This is a genomic window from Pseudomonas sp. I2, from assembly GCF_040984075.1.
Lineage (GTDB): Bacteria > Pseudomonadota > Gammaproteobacteria > Pseudomonadales > Pseudomonadaceae > Aquipseudomonas > Aquipseudomonas guariconensis_B.
The window spans coordinates 1-411 of sequence record NZ_JBCGFQ010000199.1 but is presented as its reverse complement, the minus strand read 5'-3'; the positions used below and the strand labels follow the sequence as shown (position 1 = coordinate 411).

The following is a 411-nucleotide window of genomic DNA, read 5'->3' as shown; positions in this document are numbered from 1 at the left end:
CCCAGGGTGTACCTTCTTTTATGCAGGTGCTGGGCGTCGTCACAAATGAAATGCAGGTCGAGGCAGCCATTATCGCGGAAGAGATCAAACAACATAATCCGCAACTCCACGAAACGTTGCTCACTCACCTTGAGCAGCTGCAAAAACACCAGGGAAATACCATTGAAATTCGTTACACCACGCATGAACAATTCAAACAACAAACCGCAGAAAGTCAGGCGGTAATTCGCAGCGGAGAATGTTCTCCGTATGCGAATATCATTCTCTGTGCTGGCGTGACGTTCTGAGGCCGTCATGGAAGCATTACTTCAGCTTAAAGGCATCGATAAAGCCTTCCCGGGCGTAAAAGCCCTCTCGGGTGCAGCGTTAAATGTCTATCCTGGCCGCGTGATGGCGCTGGTGGGCGAAAAC

1 protein-coding gene is annotated in these 411 nt (G+C 50.4%); it reads left to right on the top strand.

The features are described 5' to 3' along the window. On the top strand, window positions 1-287 hold a 287-nt coding region (gene rbsD, locus WCE05_RS26240; RefSeq protein WP_368816871.1), incomplete at its 5' end, for a D-ribose pyranase. Window positions 288-411: the final 124 nt, after the last annotated feature.